The organism is Kitasatospora sp. NPDC058965 (assembly GCF_042741245.1).
Lineage (GTDB): Bacteria > Actinomycetota > Actinomycetes > Streptomycetales > Streptomycetaceae > Kitasatospora.
The window spans coordinates 12,425-30,189 of record NZ_JBHYKG010000075.1 but is presented as its reverse complement, the minus strand read 5'-3'; the positions used below and the strand labels follow the sequence as shown (position 1 = coordinate 30,189).

Annotated in this window: 17 protein-coding genes; 13 read left to right on the top strand and 4 right to left on the bottom strand. The window is 73.9% G+C overall.

Annotated features, from left to right (window positions below; all coding sequences use genetic code 11):
- Positions 1–35 precede the first annotated feature (35 nt).
- From ACFW1A_RS15385 to ACFW1A_RS15375, 3 genes are all read right to left on the bottom strand, one after another.
- Entirely contained in the window at positions 36–839 is an 804-nt protein-coding gene (locus ACFW1A_RS15385) for a TIGR03084 family metal-binding protein (protein ID WP_380409119.1), read from the bottom strand.
- A complete protein-coding gene (locus ACFW1A_RS15380) occupies positions 839–2,371 on the bottom strand; it encodes an AMP-binding protein (RefSeq protein ID WP_380409117.1) in 1,533 nt (510 codons plus the stop codon). The genes ACFW1A_RS15385 and ACFW1A_RS15380 overlap by 1 nt, the downstream gene beginning before the upstream one ends.
- Positions 2,372–2,524: 153 nt before the next feature.
- The gene (locus ACFW1A_RS15375; RefSeq protein WP_380409115.1) at positions 2,525–3,013 is read right to left on the bottom strand and encodes a hypothetical protein; all 489 of its coding nucleotides are present in this window, start codon (positions 3,011–3,013) and stop codon (positions 2,525–2,527) included.
- A gap of 307 nt (positions 3,014–3,320) precedes the next feature.
- On the opposite strand from ACFW1A_RS15375, the gene ACFW1A_RS15370 reads away from it, so the two are divergent.
- Both ACFW1A_RS15370 and ACFW1A_RS15365 read left to right on the top strand, forming a co-directional pair.
- Entirely contained in the window at positions 3,321–4,070 is a 750-nt protein-coding gene (locus ACFW1A_RS15370; RefSeq protein ID WP_380409113.1) for an SDR family oxidoreductase, read from the top strand.
- Positions 4,067–5,122 (top strand): S-adenosylmethionine:tRNA ribosyltransferase-isomerase, encoded by a 1,056-nt coding sequence (locus ACFW1A_RS15365; RefSeq protein ID WP_380409111.1) that lies wholly within the window; start codon positions 4,067–4,069, stop codon positions 5,120–5,122. The genes ACFW1A_RS15370 and ACFW1A_RS15365 overlap by 4 nt, the downstream gene beginning before the upstream one ends.
- Positions 5,123–5,140: 18 nt before the next feature.
- Here the strand turns inward: ACFW1A_RS15365 and ACFW1A_RS15360 are convergent, their stop codons facing one another.
- A complete protein-coding gene (locus tag ACFW1A_RS15360) occupies positions 5,141–6,343 on the bottom strand; it encodes a serine hydrolase domain-containing protein (RefSeq protein WP_380409109.1) in 1,203 nt (400 codons plus the stop codon).
- A gap of 119 nt (positions 6,344–6,462) precedes the next feature.
- On the opposite strand from ACFW1A_RS15360, the gene ACFW1A_RS15355 reads away from it, so the two are divergent.
- The 11 genes from ACFW1A_RS15355 (at position 6,463) to ACFW1A_RS15305 (ending at position 17,324) form a co-directional block, all read left to right on the top strand.
- A complete protein-coding gene (locus tag ACFW1A_RS15355; RefSeq protein ID WP_380409108.1) occupies positions 6,463–7,644 on the top strand; it encodes a methyltransferase in 1,182 nt (393 codons plus the stop codon).
- Positions 7,645–7,666: 22 nt separating this feature from the next.
- Entirely contained in the window at positions 7,667–8,344 is a 678-nt protein-coding gene (locus ACFW1A_RS15350) for a hypothetical protein (RefSeq protein WP_380409106.1), read from the top strand.
- A gap of 109 nt (positions 8,345–8,453) precedes the next feature.
- The gene (gene argC, locus ACFW1A_RS15345; protein ID WP_380409104.1) at positions 8,454–9,482 is read left to right on the top strand and encodes an N-acetyl-gamma-glutamyl-phosphate reductase; all 1,029 of its coding nucleotides are present in this window, start codon (positions 8,454–8,456) and stop codon (positions 9,480–9,482) included.
- A 26-nt stretch (positions 9,483–9,508) separates the two neighbouring features.
- A complete protein-coding gene (gene argJ / locus ACFW1A_RS15340) occupies positions 9,509–10,660 on the top strand; it encodes a bifunctional glutamate N-acetyltransferase/amino-acid acetyltransferase ArgJ (RefSeq protein WP_380409121.1) in 1,152 nt (383 codons plus the stop codon).
- Between the two features lie 16 nt (positions 10,661–10,676).
- Positions 10,677–11,609 carry an acetylglutamate kinase gene (gene argB / locus ACFW1A_RS15335; RefSeq protein WP_380409102.1) on the top strand — a complete coding sequence of 311 codons (933 nt, stop codon included), beginning with the start codon at positions 10,677–10,679 and terminating at the stop codon, positions 11,607–11,609.
- Positions 11,606–12,802, top strand: a complete 1,197-nt coding sequence (locus tag ACFW1A_RS15330) for an acetylornithine transaminase (RefSeq protein ID WP_380409100.1) — start codon at positions 11,606–11,608, stop codon at positions 12,800–12,802. Before argB ends, ACFW1A_RS15330 begins: the two co-directional genes overlap by 4 nt.
- A 56-nt stretch (positions 12,803–12,858) precedes the next feature.
- Entirely contained in the window at positions 12,859–13,410 is a 552-nt protein-coding gene (locus ACFW1A_RS15325) for an arginine repressor (protein ID WP_380409098.1), read from the top strand.
- A gap of 174 nt (positions 13,411–13,584) precedes the next feature.
- Positions 13,585–13,788 carry a ferredoxin gene (locus ACFW1A_RS15320; protein ID WP_380409096.1) on the top strand — a complete coding sequence of 68 codons (204 nt, stop codon included), beginning with the start codon at positions 13,585–13,587 and terminating at the stop codon, positions 13,786–13,788.
- Positions 13,785–14,966: a cytochrome P450 gene (locus ACFW1A_RS15315; protein ID WP_380409094.1), complete on the top strand. Its 1,182-nt coding sequence runs from the start codon at positions 13,785–13,787 to the stop codon at positions 14,964–14,966. The genes ACFW1A_RS15320 and ACFW1A_RS15315 overlap by 4 nt, the downstream gene beginning before the upstream one ends.
- Positions 14,967–15,131: 165 nt before the next feature.
- On the top strand, positions 15,132–16,583 hold the full coding sequence (gene argH / locus ACFW1A_RS15310) for an argininosuccinate lyase (protein WP_380409092.1): 1,452 nt from the start codon (positions 15,132–15,134) through the stop codon (positions 16,581–16,583).
- Between the two features lie 240 nt (positions 16,584–16,823).
- Positions 16,824–17,324, top strand: a complete 501-nt coding sequence (locus ACFW1A_RS15305; RefSeq protein ID WP_380409090.1) for a GNAT family N-acetyltransferase — start codon at positions 16,824–16,826, stop codon at positions 17,322–17,324.
- The last annotated feature ends 441 nt before the right edge of the window (positions 17,325–17,765 follow it).

The window sequence follows — 17,765 nt, the reverse complement described above, 5'->3', positions numbered from 1 at the left end:
CCCGACCACGGGTCGGGCGCGCGGCCGACGGCGGGTCAGCCGCCCAGCGGCGCGCGGCCCTCGCCGGGCGGGCCGGCGAAGGCCTGGGCGACCGGCAGCCAGGCGGTGGCGACCGGACCGTCGGCGGTCAGCGCCAAGTCGTCCGGGTGGCGGCGCCGGGTGACCAGCAGGCAGAAGTCCAGCGCCGGCCCGCTGATCCGGTCCGCCGCCTCCGCCGGCCCCCAGCTCCACTCCTCGCCGTCCGGACCGGTCAGCTCGACCCGGACCGGCTCGGTGGGCACCGCCAACCCGTGGGCCGCGAAGGCGAAGCCGAAGGTGCGCACGCCCAGGTGGGCGATGTGCTTCAACCGGGCGGTGGGCGCGCGCCGCACGCCGAGCGCGTCGGCCACGTCGGTGCCGTGCGCCCAGGTCTCCATGATCCGCGCGGTGGCCATCGAGGCGGCCTTCATCGGCGGGCCGAACCAGGGCAGCCGACTGCCCTCCGGCACCGCCGCCAGCGCCTCCAGCACGGCCGCCCGCCCGGCCCGCCAGCGCAGCAGCAGCTCGGCGGGCGGCAGCGCCGCCCCGGCCGCCGCGCCCAGGTCCACGATCTCGTCGAACTCGGCCGCGCCGACCAGTAGTTCGTTGGCCGCGGAGTGGAAGGTGTCGGGATCGCGGGTGGCCCGCAGGGTCCAGTCGTCGGTCCAGGCCAGGTGGGCCACCTGGAACGCGATGCTCCACCCGGGCGACGGGGTGGGCCTGGCCCACCCGGCCCCGTCCAGCCCGGCCACCAGGAGGTCCAACTCCTCGTTCTCGGCGCGCAGATCGGCCAGCACGGCCAGCGTCCGCTCCCGGCTCATCAGTTCACCCCCCGCTCCCGCCCGGTCCAGTACGGTTCGCGCAGCAGGAACTTCTGCAGCTTGCCGGTGCTGGTGCGGGCCAGCAGGTCGCGGAACTCCACGCTGGTCGGGGCCTTGTAGCCGGCCATCCGGGCCTTGCAGTGCGCGATCAGCTCGGCCTCCCCGGCCTGCTGCCCCGGCTTCAGCACCACCAGGGCCTTGACCGTCTCGCCCCACTTCTCGTCCGGCACGCCGATCACCGCCACCTCGGCCACCGCCGGGTGCGAGTACAGCACGTCCTCCACCTCGATCGAGGAGACGTTCTCGCCGCCGGTGATGATCACGTCCTTCTTCCGGTCGGAGATGGTCAGGTAGCCGTCCTCCAGGGTGCCGCCGTCGCCGGTGTGGAACCAGCCGTCCCGGATCGCGGCGGCGGTCTCGTCCGGCCGCTCCCAGTAGCTGTCCAGCACGGTGTTGGAGCGGACCAGCACCTCGCCCGCCTCGTCCACCCGCAGCTGGGTGCCGAGCGCCGGGGCACCGGCCCGGACCAGCTTCTCGGCCCGCTCGGCCGGGGTCAGGTGGTCCCACTCGGCCCGGGTGCGGTTGACGGTGACCACCGGGGCGGTCTCGGTCAAGCCGTAGATCTGCAGGAACTCCCAGCCCAGTTCGGTCTCCACCCGCTCGATCACCGAGGTGGGCGGCGGCGCGCCCGCCACGATGATCCGCACCCGGTCGCGGCCCGGGACCGGACCGTCCCAGTCGGCGGCCGCGGCCAGCACCGCGGCCACCACGGCCGGGGCGCCGCACAGGAAGGTGACGCCGTGCCGCTCGATCCGGCGCAGGATCTCGGCGCCGTCCACCTTGCGCAGCACGACGTGCCGGGCACCGAGCCCGGTCAGCGCGTACGGCATGCCCCAGCCGTTGGCGTGGAACATCGGCAGCGTGTGCAGGTAGACGTCCCGGTCGCCGGCGCCGAAGTGCAGGGCCATCAGGGTGGCGTTCAGCCAGACGTTGCGGTGGGTCAGCCGGACGCCCTTGGGGCGGGCGGTGGTGCCGCTGGTGAAGTTGATGGTGGCGGTGTCGTTCTCGGCGACCGGGTGGCGCACCGGCTCGTTCCCGAAGTCGTACAGCTCGGCGTCGCTCGCGGCGCCCAGCACGTACCGGCGGGCGCAGGCGACGCCGGCCAGCGCCTCGTCCAGCTCCGGATCGACCAGCAGCAGGGTGGCCCCGCTGTGTTCGACGATGTAGGCGACCTCCTCGGCCTTCAACCGGAAGTTGATCGGCACCAGCACCCGGCCGTAGCCGCTGACCCCGAAGAAGGAGGTGAACAGGCGGGCCGAGTTGTGCGAGACGATCGCCACCCGCTCGCCCGGGCCGACACCGAGTCTGTCCAGTCCCGCCGCCTGTGCCCGCGCAAGCTCCGCGACCCGTCGGTACGTCAGTTCGCCCCAGGACTCGGCGGGCTGGTCGGGCTCGTCGACCACGGCGACCCGGTCCGGGTAGACCAGTTCGGCGCGGTCCAGGAAGTCCATGATGGTCAATGGAGTCTGCATGCCGCCACTGTGGCGCGCGTGGTCGCCGCGCGCCAGACCCCGGGCGTGTGAAGCGGGCCGCGGCGCGGCGGACCCCCGACGGGCGCCGCAGCGGCGCGTTGCCGGTCACCCGTCGGCGGCGGTGCCCCGCCGCCGCCAACGGGCCCGGACCGCTCAGGTGTTGCTGTTCCAGCGGGGCGCACCCTTGCACGGCCCCGTACCCGGCACCGGAGCGTAGATCACCAGGTTGCCGTCGAGCTGGAAGCACAGGTAGTAGTACGAACCGGTGTTGCCGCCCGTCCGGGAGTTCCACAGGGGCTGGTTGTTCTGCTGCACGACGAGGTTCCCGTCGTTCTGCATGATCGCGTCCGCGCCGGGGTGTCCCCAGGTCTGCGTGCTCCACAGCCCCAAGCCGTTGACGTCGTAGATCACCAGGTTGCCGTCGTTCTGCATGGCGAGCTGGTACTGGCCCACGCACCAGCGGGACCCGTAGGCGAGGCTCTGCCCGGGGGCCCAGTACATGTTGGACGTCATGCCGTACTTGCAGGGGACCCAGGCGTCGTTGGGGGTCGTCGTCGTGGCGGACGCGGAGGTGGGGGCGAACAGCGTGGCCGCGGTGACAGCGGCGGCGGCGAGCCGGAGGGCTGCCGGATGGGGTCGCATGGGGCTGAACCTTCCTGGTTGATGAATCAACGGTCGGGAAGTGCTCGTTGCCGTGCATGCTCCTGTCAAGTGGAGCGGCGCTCAGCATATCTGCTGATGCAACTGGCATGCCAGATGCCATGAGCAGGCGTGAATCCGCTGGGCCGGCCGGGAGTTCGGCGCGACCCGGCGTCGCCGCGCAGGCGGGGGTTTGAAGCCGGACCCTGGGTCCGGCGGCCGGGGCCGCAGGTCGCAGGCCCAAGGTCGGAGCGGACCTCCGACCGGGTACCGATCCGCGGCCGGGTCGGGTGGGGCGAGAGTGGCGGGTATGGACCGGAACACGAACCACGCCCCCGTCGCCCTGATCACCGGAGCCTCGCGCGGGCTCGGGCTGGAGCTCGCCAAGGCGCTCGCGGTGGACGGCTGGCAGCTGGTGGTCACCGCCCGCACCGAGCACGAGCTGGCCCGGGCGGCCGACCTGCTGCGCCAGTACACCACCGTCGTCGCACTGCCCGGCAGCGTGGTGGACGACGACCACCGGGCCCGGCTGGCCGAGGCGGCCGCCCGGCTCGGCGGGACCGCGCTGCTGGTGAACAACGCCTCCACGCTGACCGGTTACGACCTGGCCGGCGCCGCGCTGCCCGCCCTCGCCGACTTCCCGCTGCCCGGGCTGCTGGAGACCTTCGAGGTGGGCGTGCTCGCCCCGATCGCGCTGACCCAGCTGGTGCTGCCGCAGCTGCGCGAGCACGGCGGCGCGGTGATCAACGTCAGCTCGGACGCGGCGGTCGAGGCCTACCCGGGCTGGGGCGGGTACGGCGCGGCCAAGGCGGCCCTCGACCACGCCTCGGCGGTGCTGGCCGTGGAGGAACCGGCCCTGCGCGTCTGGTCGGTGGACCCGGGCAGCATGCGCACCCGGATGCTGCAGGAGGCCGGCGAGGACCTGGCCGCCGCCCGGCCGCCGGCCGCCGTGGTGCCCGCCTTCCGCTCGCTGCTCCGCGACCGTCCCGCCTCCGGCCGCTACCGCGCGGCCGCGCTGCTCGGGGCCGAGCCGGCCGTCGTCGGTGGGGAGCGGGCATGACCGCGGTCACCGCCTTCGAGGTCCCGGCCGAGCTCGCGGCCCCCGCACCCGCCGAGGCCCGCGGCCTGCGCCGGGACGGGGTGCGGCTGCTGGTCGGCCGCGGCCGCGCCGACCCCCGCACCGAGCACCGCGCCTTCGCCGAGCTGCCCGCGGTGCTGCGCCCGGGCGACCTGCTGGTGGTGAACAACTCCGCCACCCTGCCGGCCGCGCTGCCCGCCGGCCTGCCGGACGGCACCGCGCTCGCCCTGCACCTGTCCAGCGCGCAGCCCGACCCGCGCGGCGCCCACCTGGTCGAGCTGCGCCGACCGGTCCCGGGCGGCGCCGGCGCGTACCTGGAGCCGGCCGACAGTCCGGCCCGCCCGGGCCTGGAGCTGGCGCTGCCCGGCGGCGGCCGCGCCGAGCTGACGGCCGCGTTCACCAGCCGCCTCTGGTACGCCCGGCTCACCCTGCCCGCCCCGCTCACCGGCTACCTGGCCCGGTACGGCAAGGCGATCCGGTACGGCTACGTGGACCGCGACTGGCCGCTCAGCGCCTACCAGACGGTCTTCGCCGCCGTCCCGGGCAGCAGCGAGATGCCCAGCGCCGCCCGCCCGTTCACGGCCGAGCTGGTCGCCGCCCTGGTGGCCCGCGGGGTGCTGCTGGCCCCGATCACCCTGCACACCGGCGTCGCCTCCCCGGAGCTGCACGAGCGTCCGTACCCCGAGCGGTTCACCGTCCCGCCCAGCACCGCGCGGCTGGTGAACCACGTGCGCCGGACGGGCGGCCGGGTGGTCGCGGTCGGCACCACCGCCGTGCGGGCGCTGGAGTCGGCCACCACCCCGGCGGGCCGGGCCCGCGCCGCCGACGGCTGGACCGACCTGGTGATCACGCCCGAGCGGGGCGTGCGGCTGGTCGACGGCCTGCTCACCGGCTGGCACGAGCCGCGCGCCTCGCACCTGCTGATGCTGGCCGCCGTGGCCGGACCCGGGCTGCTGGACCGCTGCTACCGGGAGGCGCTGGCGGAGCGCTACCTGTGGCACGAGTTCGGCGACGTCAACCTGCTGTTGCCCTGACGGGTGCCCGGCCGGGCGTCAGTCGGCCAGCGCCCGGTAGGCCGAGGTCCAGAAGTCCTGGTGCACCGCCGGCAGGCCGGGGGAGGCGAACAGCCGCTGGGTGAGCAGCAGGCCGGTCACCCCGCCGGCCGGGTCCACCGCCCAGGAGGTGCCCAGGCCGCCGTTCCACCCGTACTGGCCCAGCGGGTGGCCCAGGTCGGTCGCCCGGGTGACCATGGCGACCCCGAACCCCCAGCTGCGGGTGTCGAAGAAGCCGGGGTCCAGCGCGGAGCGGGCCTTCTGCTCCGCCGTCAGCTGATCGGCGCTCAGCAGTGCCACCGCGCCGGGGGAGAGGATCCGCTCGCCGCCCGGGGCCCGGCCGCCGCCCAGCAGCATCCGGCCGAAGGCGAGGAAGTCGTCGGCGGTGGAGACCAGCCCGGCCGAGCCGGACGGGAAGGCCGGGGGCGCGGACCACTGGCCGCCGGCCGCCTCGTCCCAGACGGTGAGCTCGCCGGTGGCCGGGTCCGCCGCGTAGGCGGTGGTGAACCGGTCCAGCTGGTCGGCCGGGACGGCGAAGCCGGTGTCCCGCATGCCCAGCGGCTCGAAGATCCGCTCCCGCAGGAACGCCTCGAACGGGCGGCCGGCGACCCGGGCGATCAGCACCGCGAGCACGTCGCTGCCGGTGTTGTAGATCCAGCGCTCGCCCGGCTGGTACATCAGCGGCAGGGTGGCGAACCGGCGCAGCCACTCCTCGGGCGCCGGCGGCAGTGCGGGCTGCGGCTCGCCCTGGCCGAGGTCGAGCGCCTCCATCGCGCGCTGGATCGGGTAGCTGCCGGGCGGGACCATCAGGATGCCGGTGCCCATCCGGTAGGTGAGCAGGTCGCGCACGGTGAGCGGGCGGTGCGCCGGGACGGTGTCGTCCAGCGGGCCGTCCACCCGGCGCAGCACCCGGCGGTCGGCCAGCTCCGGCAGCCAGTCGTCCAGCGGGTCGTCCAGCCGCAGCCGGCACTCCTCCAGCAGGACCAGGGCGGCCACCGCGGTGACCGGCTTGGTCATCGAGGCGACCCGGAACAGGGTGTCCCGCCCGACCGGTCCGCCGCCGACCGTGCGCTTGCCCAGCGCCTCGACGTGCACCTGGTCCCCCTGGGCGACCAGGGCGACCAGGCCGGGCACGCCGCCGTGCTCGACGTGCTCGGCCAGGGCGTCGTGCAGGCGGTCCAGGCCGCGCCTCGAGAACCCCATGCTGCCTTCCTTCCGTACCGGCTGACGGTCGGTCAGCACCGTGGTGGGACCCGCACAGCCGATCCTCCCAGCCGGCGCCGACAATTCCGGGCAGGCGGACCGGTTAGCCTGGGCGGACGATGAACAGTTTCACCACGTCCTGGGGCGCGTACCGGCTCACCCGCTTCCCCGAGGACCCGCGCGAGCAGCTGCGCGCCTGGGACGCCGCCGACGAGTACCTGCTGCGCCGGCTGGCCGGCGAGACCGAGGAGCCGGCCGTGCCGGTGGCGCTGTCCGGCACCGTCGTGGTGCTCGGCGACCGCTGGGGCGCGCTGACCACCGCGCTGGCCGGGCACACCCCGGTGGTGCAGATCAGCGACTCCTACCTCGGGCAGCGGGCCACGGCGGCCAACCTGGAGCGCAACGGCGTGCCCGCGGGCGCGGTCCGGCTGCTCACCACCACCGAGCCGCCGCCGGAGCGGATCGACGTGCTGCTGGTCCGGGTGCCGAAGAGCCTGGCGCTGCTGGAGGACCAGCTGCACCGGCTGGCCCCCGCGCTGCACCCGGACAGCGTGGTGCTCGCGGCGGGGATGGTGACCGAGATCCACACCTCCACCCTGCAGCTGTTCGAGCGGCTGGTCGGACCGACCCGGACGTCGCTGGCGGTGCGCAAGGCGCGGCTGGTGTTCAGCACCCCGGACCCGGGGCAGGCCCGGCCGGCCAACCCGTGGCCGCTGCGGTACGCGCTGCCGGACGGGATCGGAGCGGTGTCCGGACGGACCGTCACCAACTTCGCGGGCGTGTTCTGCGCCGACCGGCTGGACATCGGCACCCGCTTCCTGCTGCAGCACCTGCCGCCGACCGCCGCGGCCGGCGGCCGGACCAGGGTGGTGGACCTGGGCTGCGGCAACGGGGTGCTCGGCACCGCCGTCGCGCTGGCCGACCCGCGGGCCGACCTGCTCTTCGTGGACGAGTCCCACCAAGCGGTCGCCTCGGCCGAGGCGACCTTCCGCGCCAACGCGCCGGCCGGGGCGCGGGCCGAGTTCCTGGCCGGGGACGCGCTGGCCGCGGTGCCCGCCGACTCGGTGGACCTGGTGCTCAACAACCCGCCGTTCCACTCGCACCGGGCCACCACCGACGCCGCCGCGTGGCGGATGTTCACCGGAGCCCGGCGCGCGCTGCGCCCGGGCGGCGAGCTGTGGGTGGTGGGCAACCGGCACCTGGGCTACCACGTGAAGCTGCGCCGGCTGTTCGGGAACTGCGAGACCGTCGCCGCGAACCCCAAGTTCGTGATCCTGCGGGCGGTGACGTCGCGCGGGTGAGCGCCTGGCAGGATCGGGCGGCGTGATCCACCACGCCGCCACCCGGTCCACCCGGTCCACCCGGTCCACCCGCCGACCCGCCGCCCGTCCCCGTTCGGACTACCCGCGCCGCCCGTGGCTGACGGCGCTGTGGATCCCGGTCACGGTGCTCGCCCTGCCGGTCGGCGGCGGGGTGATGGCCTTCGGCGGCTGGCTGATGGTGCCCGGTCTGGTACTGCTGATCGGCGGCGCGGTGGGCCTGATCAGCACGATGACGCTGCTCTGCGCCGCCCCGGCGCTGCGCTGGGTGGCGCTGCTGCTGCTCTTCGCGCCGCTGATCGGGGTGCCGATCCTGGCCATGCACGCCACCCAGGACTCGGTGCTGGCCGCCCGGGGCACCGCCCACCGCGCCACCGTCACCCGGGTGACGGTGAGCCGCGGCAAGACCACCACCTACCGCTGCACGGTCCGCTACGACGACCAGCCCGACCGCACCCGCACGGTGGACGACTGCTCCGCCTACGACACCGCGGGCGAGCGGACCGAGGTCACCGACGACCCCGGCGGCTGGGTCGGCCCGCGGTTCACCGTCGACGTCGAGGGCAGCGGCTTCACCCGCACGATGACGCTCTTCTTCACCGCCTGCCTGCTGGCCGTCGCCACCGTCCTGGGCGCCGCCGGCATCCTGCTGCACGCCCTCGCCGCCCGCCGCCGCGGCTGACGGTTCCGGCCGGCCGCGACCGCGGGCCGCCTCCTCGACTCCTTGCATGAATGTTCCGCGATGCGTATATTCATGCCACATCACACGGGGCCGAAGGAAGGAAGCGGTCATGGCCTTGCGAGTCGCTGTTGCCGGTGCCAGCGGGTATGCGGGTGGCGAGGTGCTGCGGCTGCTGCTGGGGCACCCGGAGGTGGAGATCGGGGCGCTGACCGGCGGCTCGAACGCCGGGACCAGGCTCGGCGAGCTGCAGCCGCACCTGCTGCCGCTGGCCGACCGGGTGCTGGAGCCGACCACGCCCGAGGTGCTGGCCGGCCACGACGTGGTCTTCCTCGGCCTGCCGCACGGCCAGAGCGCCGCGGTGGCGCAGGCGCTGGGGGAGGACGTGCTGGTGGTGGACTGCGGCGCCGACTTCCGGCTGAAGGACCCGGCCGACTGGGAGCGGTACTACGGCTCCCCGCACGCCGGCACCTGGCCCTACGGCCTGCCCGAACTGCCCGGCCACCGGGCCGCGCTGATGGGCAGCAAGCGGATCGCGGTGCCGGGCTGCTACCCGACCGCCGTCTCGCTCGCCCTCTACCCGGCCTACGCGGCCGGCCTGGCCGAGCCCGAGGCGGTCGTCGTGGCGGCCAGCGGCACCTCCGGCGCCGGCAAGGCGGTCAAGACCCACCTGCTGGGCAGCGAGGTGATGGGCTCGATGAGCCCGTACGGGGTCGGCGGCGTGCACCGCCACACCCCGGAGATGTCGCAGAACCTCTCCGCGGTGGCGGGCGGGCCGGTGAGCGTCTCCTTCACCCCCACCCTGGCCCCGATGTCCCGCGGCATCCTGGCCACCTGCTCGGCGAAGGCCAGGCCCGGAGTGACCGCCGACGAGGTCCGCGCCGCGTACCGCAAGGCCTACGACGACGAGCCGTTCGTCCACCTGCTGCCCGAACTCCAGTGGCCGCAGACCAAGTCGGTGGCCGGCGCGAACAGCGCGCTGGTGCAGGTGGTGCTGGACGAGCAGGCCGGCCGGATCATCGCGATCAGCGCGATCGACAACCTGGTGAAGGGCACCGCGGGCGGCGCGGTGCAGAGCATGAACATCGCCCTCGGACTGCCCGAGGAGCTGGGCCTCCCCGTGAACGGAGTCGCGCCGTGAGCGCAGCGAGCAACGAGCCGCAGTCCGTGGGCGTCACCGCCGCCAAGGGCTTCCGCGCCGCCGGCGTGACCGCCGGGATCAAGGCCTCCGGCACCCCGGACCTGGCCCTGGTGGTCAACGACGGTCCGTCCTTCGCCGCGGCCGGCGTCTTCACCGGCAACCGGGTCAAGGCCGCGCCGGTGCTCTGGTCCGAGCAGGTGCTCAAGGGCGGCCGGGTGGCCGCGGTGGTCCTCAACTCCGGCGGGGCCAACGCCTGCACCGGCCCGCTGGGCTTCCAGGACACGCACGCCACCGCGGAGCGGGTCGGCGCCGAACTGGACGTCAGCGCGGGCGAGGTGGCGGTCTGCTCCACCGGCCTGATCGGCGAGCGGCTGCCGATGGACGTGCTGCTGCCGGGCGTGGGCCTGGCGGCCGCGGCGCTCAGCGCGACCGGCGGCGAGGCCGCCGCGATCGCCATCAAGACCACCGACACCGTGCACAAGACCGCGCTGGCCGGCGGCGCCGGCTGGGTCGTCGGCGGCATGGCCAAGGGCGCCGGCATGCTGGCCCCGGGCCTGGCCACCATGCTGGTGGTGCTCACCACGGACGCCGCGGTCGAGGTCGGGCAGTTGGACCGGGCGCTGCGCGCCGCCACCCGCACCACCTTCGACCGGGTGGACTCCGACGGCTGCATGTCCACCAACGACACGGTGCTGCTGCTGGCCTCCGGCGCCTCCGGCGTGGTCCCGGACCCGACCGGGTTCGCCGCCGCCGTCGAGCAGGTCTGCGCGGACCTGGCCCGCCAGCTGGTCGCGGACGCCGAGGGCGCGAGCAAGGAGATCCGGATCGACGTGGTCGACGCGGCCACCGAGGACGAGGCCGTCACCGTCGCCCGCACGATCGCCCGCAACAACCTGCTCAAGTGCGCCATCCACGGCGAGGACCCCAACTGGGGCCGGGTGCTGGCCGCGATCGGCACCACGGACGCGGCCTTCGACCCGGACCGGCTGGACGTGGCGATCAACGGCGTCTGGGTCTGCCGGGCCGGCGCCACCGGCGAGGACCGCACCCTGGTCGACATGACGGACCGTCAGGTGGTGATCACCGCCCGGCTGAACGCGGGCACCGCGGCCGCCACGCTGTGGACCAACGACCTGACCGCCGACTACGTGCACGAGAACAGCGCCTACTCCACCTGACGGGGGACCCCGCAGCATGAAGATCGCACCCAAGGGCGAACAGGCCCGCAACCACACCGCGTTGCCCAAGGCGATGACCCTGATCGAGGCGCTGCCCTGGCTGGAGCGGTTCCACGGCAAGACCGTGGTGATCAAGTTCGGCGGCAACGCGATGGTCGACGAGGCGCTCAAGGCCGCGTTCGCCCAGGACGTGGTCTTCCTGCGCTACGCAGGCCTGCACCCGGTGGTGGTGCACGGCGGCGGCCCGCAGATCAGCGCGCAGCTGGAGAAGCTGGGCCTGGAGTCCTCCTTCACCAACGGCCTGCGGGTCACCACCCCCGAGACCATGGACGTGGTCCGGATGGTGCTGGCCGGCCAGGTGCAGCGCGAGCTGGTCGGCCTGCTCAACGGGCACGGCCCGTTCGCGGTCGGCATGACCGGCGAGGACGCGCACACCATGACCGCGGTCAAGCGGTACGCGGTGGTGGACGGCGAGCAGGTCGACATCGGCCTGGTCGGCGACATCGTCAACATCGAGGCCGGCGCGGTGAAGGCGCTGATCGCCGACGGGCGGATCCCGGTGATCTCCAGCATCGCCCGCGGCGAGGACGGCCACGTCTACAACATCAACGCGGACACCGCCGCCGCCGCGCTGGCCGCCGCGCTGGGCGCCGAGATGCTGGTGGTGCTGACCGACGTGGAGGGCCTGTACAAGGACTGGCCGCACTCCGACGACGTGATCAGCCAGCTGTCCGCCACCGAGCTGGACGCCATACTGCCCACCCTGGCCAGCGGCATGCTGCCGAAGATGGAGGGCTGCCTGCGCGCCGTCCGCTCCGGCGTCGGCACCGCCCGCGTGCTGGACGGGCGGGTGGCGCACAGCCTGCTGCTGGAGATCTTCACCGACGAGGGGATCGGCACCATGGTCGTCCCGGACGACGAGCCGACCGTACTGGGGGGACTGGCATGACCACGAACGACGACCTGACGCAGCGGTACCAGCACGCCTTCACCAACAACTACGGCACGCCCCGGCTGCCGCTGGTCGAGGGCTCCGGCGCGGTGCTGCGGGACGCGGACGGCAAGGAGTACCTGGACCTGCTGGGCGGCATCGCGGTCAACTCGCTGGGCACCGCCCACCCGGCGATCGTCGCCGCGGTGACCGAGCAGATCGGCCGGCTGGGGCACGTCTCCAACCTGTTCACCGCCGAGCCCACCATCGAGCTGGCGGAGAAGCTGCTCGCGCTGGACCCGCGCCCGGGCCGGGTCTTCTTCTGCAACTCGGGCACCGAGGCCAACGAGGCCGCCTTCAAGATCAGTCGGCTGACCGGGCGGACCGGGCTGGTCGCGCTGCAGGGCGCCTTCCACGGCCGGACCATGGGCGCGCTGGCGCTGACCGGGCAGCCGGGCAAGCAGGCCCCGTTCCTGCCGCTGCCGGGCGAGGTCACGCACGTCCCGTTCGGCGACATCGAGGCGCTGCGCGCGGCGGTGACCACCGAGACCGCGGCCGTGGTGCTGGAGCCGATCCAGGGCGAGAACGGCGCGATCCCGCTGCCGCCCGGCTACCTGCGGGCCGCCCGTGAGATCACCCGGGCCACCGGCACGCTGCTGGTCCTGGACGAGGTGCAGACCGGCATCGGCCGCACCGGCCACTGGTTCGCGCACCAGGCCGAGGCGGGCGTCGAGCCCGACGTGGTCACGCTGGCCAAGGGCCTGGGCGGCGGCCTGCCGATCGGCGCGGTGATCTGCTACGGCGCGGCCGCCGACCTGCTGCAGCCGGGCCACCACGGCACCACCTTCGGCGGCAACCCGGTGGTCGCGGCGGCCGCGCTGGCGGTGCTGTCGACCATCGAGTCCGAGGACCTGCTCACCCGGGTGCAGAAGGTCGGCGACCGGCTGCGCAGCGGGATCGAGGCGCTCGGCCACCCGCTGGTCTCGCACGTGCGCGGCGCCGGCCTGCTGCTCGGCATCGTGCTCAACCGGCCGGTCGCGGCCCAGCTGCAGGCGGCCGCCCAGCGGGCCGGCTTCCTGGTGAACGCGGCGGTGCCGGAGGCGGTGCGGCTGGTCCCCCCGCTGGTGCTGACGGAGCAGCAGGCGGACGCGTTCCTGGCCGCGCTGCCCGCCGTCCTGGCCGAGGTGGAGGCCGAGGCCACCGCGGACTGACCCTGCGAGGCGACCCGGCCGCGCAGACCGACCGATAGTCCGGAAGAATCATCATCATGACCGTTCCCCCAGCCGACCAGCCCGCCGGCGGTCCGACTCCGCAGGTCCCGCAGACCCGCACCGCCCGGCACCGACGGATCGTCGACCTGCTGACCCGTCAGCCCGTCCGCTCGCAGAGCCAGTTGGCCAAGCTGCTGGCCGACGACGGGCTGGTGGTCACCCAGGCCACGCTCTCCCGCGACCTGGACGAGCTGGGGGCGGTCAAGATCCGCAACCGGGACGGCGCGCTGATCTACGCCGTCCCGGCCGAGGGCGGCGACCGCACGCCCCGGGCGCCGATGGGGGAGTCGGCCAGCGAGGGGCGGATGGCCCGACTGGCCGGCGAACTGATGGTCTCGGCCACCGCCTCGGGCAACCTGGTGGTGCTGCGCACCCCGCCGGGCGCCGCCCAGTTCCTGGCCTCGGCGATCGACACGGCCGAGGTGTACGAGATCATCGGCACCATCGCCGGTGATGACACGGTGCTGCTGATCAGCCGCGACCCGGCCGGCGGCCAGGCGCTGGCGGACCACCTGATGCAGCTCGCGCAGTCCCGCACCGAGCGCTGACCGCGCGGCCGGTCCGATCCGGCCGGACCGACTCGATCCGGCCATTCTGCAGTGACTGCCAGAACGGTCGGCGTGCTTCGTACCCGCGCGGGTTACGTTCTCTGACGGAACGTTTGGTTGCCCCGGGCAACAGGCACGGGGCGCCCCTCTTGCCTGCGCCCAGGAGGAACCCCCGTGCACGTCACCGTCGACCAGGACCGCTGCTGCAGCTCCGGCCAGTGCGTCCTGACCGCCCCCACCGTGTTCGACCAGAGCGACGAGGACGGTCTGGTGGTCCTGCTCCAGGACCGCCCCGCCCCCGACCTGGCCGCCAAGCTCCGCACCGCCGCCGCGCTCTGCCCCGGTGGCGCGATCACCCTGGCGGAGGTGGCCGAGTGACCACCGCCGAGCAACTGGGCATGCCGGGCCCGCGCGCGGCCGGCTGCCCGTTCGACCCGCCCGCCGAGTACCGGCGCGAGAGCGCCCGGCTCAGCCTCTGGGACGGCAGCCCGTGCTGGCTGCTGACCGACTACCAGCAGGTCCGCACCGTGCTGATGGACCGTCGGTTCAGCGCCGACGCGCACCACCCGAACTTCCCGTTCATCGTCCCGGTGCGCCGTGAGGTGCTGGCCAACCGCAAGCAGAGCTTCCTGCGGATGGACGACCCCGAGCACAACCGGCTGCGCCGGACGATGACCACCGACTTCCTGATCAAGAAGGTGGACGCGCTGCGCCCGCGGATCCAGCGGATCGTGGACCAGACGCTGGACGAGATGGTCGCCGCCGGTTCGCCGGCCGACCTGGTCGCCGCCTTCGCCATGCCGGTGCCCTCGCTGGTGATCTGCGAGCTGCTCGGGGTGCCGTACGAGGACCACGAGTTCTTCCAGTCCCAGGGTCGGCTGCTGCTGGACACCTCGCAGCCGCTGGGCACCGCGCAGCGCGCCATCGACGAGCTGACGGACTACCTGACCCGGGTCGCCGCCGCCAAGCAGGGCGAGCCGGACGGCATCATCGCCAAGCTGGTCGCCAAGGGCGAGCTGACGCCCGAGGAGGTCGCGGCCAACGGCGTGCTGCTGCTGCTGGCCGGCCACGAGACCACCGCCAACATGACGGCGCTCTCCACCCTGGCGCTGCTGCGCCAGCCGGAGCAGGCGGACCGGCTGCGGCGGGAGCCGGACCTGATCGTCGGCGCGGTGGAGGAGCTGCTGCGCTACCTGTCCATCGTGCACACCGGGGTGCCGCGGGTGGCGCTGGAGCGGGTGGACCTGGGCGGCGGCGTGCTGGTCGAGGAGGGCGAGGGGGTGCTCTGCATGCTCTCGGCCGCCAACCGCGACCCGGAGCTGTTCGGCGACGCCGAGCAGCTGGACGTCGCCCGGGACGCCCGCCGCCACCTGGCCTTCGGGTTCGGCGTGCACCAGTGCCTGGGGCAGCCGCTGGCCCGGGCCGAGCTGCAGATCGCGCTCGGCACGCTGCTGCGCCGGTTGCCGGAGCTGCGGCTGGCGGTGCCGTTCGAGGAGGTCCGGTTCCGCACCGAGGCGCTCATCTACGGCCTGCACGAGCTGCCGGTCGCCTGGTAGGACCCCGGTCGCGGGGGACGGCAGGACGACGGCCGGGGCCCCGGGTGGCTGCCGCACCCGGGCGCCCCGGCCGCGCTGTGCGCACCGGCCCCGGCTTTGATACTTCATACGGTCTCATGCATACTTATGCCACCAGTGACCGTGTGCACCCGAGGAGCCACCGCGATGACCGCTGACCAGCCCCCAGTCCCCGGCCCGGAGGCGCACCCCCAGGCCGATGTGCGTCTGTGGGGCGCCCGGTTCGCCGACGGCCCCTCCGAGGCGCTCGCCCGGCTCTCCGCCTCGGTCCACTTCGACTGGCGGCTCGCCCCCTACGACATCGCCGGCTCCAAGGCGCACGCCCGGGTGCTGGCCAAGGCCGGCCTGCTGAGCGAGCAGGAGCTCGCCGACATGCTGGCCGGCCTGGACCGGCTGCTGGCCGACGTGCGGGCGGGCAGCTTCGTCGGCACGGTGGCCGACGAGGACGTGCACACCGCGCTGGAGCGGGGCCTGCTGGAGCGGCTCGGCGCCGAGCTCGGCGGCAAGCTGCGGGCCGGCCGGTCGCGCAACGACCAGATCGCCACCCTGTTCCGGATGTACCTGCGCGACCACGCGAAGACCATCGGCGGCCTGCTGCTCGACCTGCAGGAGGCGCTGGTCGGCCTGGCCGAGGCGCACCCCGACACCGCGATGCCCGGCCGCACCCACCTGCAGCACGCCCAGCCGGTGCTCTTCGCCCACCACGTGCTGGCCCACGTGCAGGCGCTGGGCCGGGACGCCGAGCGGCTGCGGCAGTGGGACGCCCGCACGGCGGTCAGCCCGTACGGCTCCGGCGCGCTGGCCGGCTCCTCGCTCGGCCTGGACCCGCAGGCGGTCGCCGCCGAGCTGGGCTTCGAGGGCAGCTCGGTGGGCAACTCGATCGACGGCACCGCGTCGCGCGACTTCGTCGCCGAGTTCGCCTTCGTCACCGCGATGATCGGCATCAACCTCTCCCGGATCGCGGAGGAGGTGATCATCTGGAACACCAAGGAGTTCGGCTTCATCACGCTGCACGACGCCTTCTCCACCGGGTCCTCGATCATGCCGCAGAAGAAGAACCCGGACATCGCCGAGCTGGCCCGGGGCAAGTCCGGCCGGCTGATCGGCAACCTGACCGGACTGCTGGCCACCCTCAAGGCGCTGCCGCTGGCCTACAACCGGGACCTGCAGGAGGACAAGGAGCCGGTGTTCGACTCCTGCGACACGCTGGAGGTGCTGCTGCCCGCGTTCACCGGGATGATGGCCACCCTGACGGTCCATCGGGAGCGGCTGGAGGAGCTGGCGCCGGCCGGCTTCTCGCTGGCCACCGACATCGCGGAGTGGCTGGTCAAGCGCGGCGTCCCGTTCCGGGTGGCGCACGAGGTGGCCGGCGCCTGCGTCAAGGTCTGCGAGGGCCGGGGCATCGAGCTGTGGGACCTGACGGACGAGCAGTTCGCCGGGATCTCCCCGCACCTGACGCCCGAGGTGCGCGAGGTGCTCAGCGTGCACGGTGCGATCGGCGCCCGGGACGGCCGCGGCGGCACCGCGCCCAGTGCGGTGGCCCAGCAGCTCTCCGAGGTCAAGGCCGACCTGGCCGCCCAGCGCGAGTGGGTGGGCTGACCCGGGCACTTTCGGCTGGCCATCCGAGTGACTTCGGCCACGTGCGGATGCGGGAAGGTTGAGAACAGCTGAAGGCTGGGTAGAGCGCTGGCGAACGTATCCGCACCTTCGTTGCTGGTACGGTCTTGCGCTACTCCCGGTCTGGGCCGATCCCCGGCCGGGACGACCTCCGGCAGGCCACCCGGCGCGGGAAACCCTCCACTGCGCGCGTCGGGCATTGACGATGGGAGGCCCCTGCACATGGGCATGAGCGTGATCATCTCGGATGCGACCGAGCAGGACACCGAGCAGATTCTCAAACTCCAGTACCTCGGCTACCAGAGCGAGGCCGAGCTGTACGGCGACTGGTCGATCGAGCCGCTCACCCAGACCCTGGACAGCCTGCGCGAGGAACTGGCCGACCACCAGGTGCTGGTGGCCCGCCTCGGCGACGAGGTGGTCGGCACGGTGCGCGGCCGGGTGGACGAGGACGGCGTCGCCCGGATAACCCGACTGGTGGTGCACCCGCGGATGCAGGGGCACGGCCTGGGCGGTCGACTGCTGCGCGCGGTGGAGGAGCGGCTGGCGGCCGAGCAGCCGGTGCGCGCCTTCCAGCTGTTCACCGGCCACCGGAGCCTGGGCAACCTGCGGCTCTACGCCCGCCAGGGCTACCGCCAGATCGGGGTCGCCCCGGCCGGCGGGAACCTGAGCTTCGTCACCCTGGAGAAGCCGGTCCAGCTGCCGCTGGCCACCGCGGTCTGAACCAATTCCAGCAGAGGCCCCGTCCACCGGACGGGGCCTTTCGCTTTTCCGTGACTCCCCGGAGGCCTTGGCGCGCCCGGGTCGTGTCCGCAATGCGGACGGCGGGTCCCGTTGAGTGGGACGTGCGCGGATCATCTGTTTTACTGGTTCACATGACTGCGACGACGAGAGCCACCGCCACCGGCACCATGCCGGCAGGTGTGTTCGGCATGTGTTGTCGAATGTGTCGCCGCTGACCGGGTCCCCGCGCCCCGTCACCTCCCTCGCACCGCGCCCCGCCGGCCCGCAACGGCCGACCGGCGCCCGTGCCGCCCGCCAGTGATCGAACCGACCGCGGCCCGTCCGGCCGTGGTCGAACTGGCCGCCACCCTGTCCCGAATCGCCGTCAGGCGCGCTCCCGGCGTGCCCGACCGGGTTGATTTGTGTGCTTCGTCCGGAAAC